General features: G+C 35.3%; 1 protein-coding gene. It reads left to right on the top strand.

Annotated elements, in window-relative coordinates; all coding sequences use genetic code 11:
• The coding region (locus tag AAEY62_RS23480; RefSeq protein WP_350636864.1) for an SLC13 family permease at positions 1-255 on the top strand (255 nt) is incomplete at both ends.

Here is a 255-nt window from a genome sequence, read left to right on the forward strand (position 1 = left end):
GGGTTGTAGCATCTAAAATAATTGTGAGTAGTTATCATTCTACTTGGTTTAGGTTATTTGGAGTTACTACTCTCTTTTCGTCTATTTTGAATAATACAGCTGTTGTAGCTACACTGCTTTCGCCTATTCGTAATAACCCCCATCATTTTGCCAGTAAGTTATTATTACCTTTGTCGTATGCCTCTATTTTAGGTGGAACGCTTACGCTAATAGGTACCTCTACTAATTTGATCGTTAATTCAATGTATATTGAGG

The sequence above is a fragment of the Pseudoalteromonas sp. GW168-MNA-CIBAN-0100 genome (assembly GCF_040309225.1).
In the GTDB taxonomy this organism is placed as follows: domain Bacteria; phylum Pseudomonadota; class Gammaproteobacteria; order Enterobacterales; family Alteromonadaceae; genus Pseudoalteromonas; species Pseudoalteromonas arctica.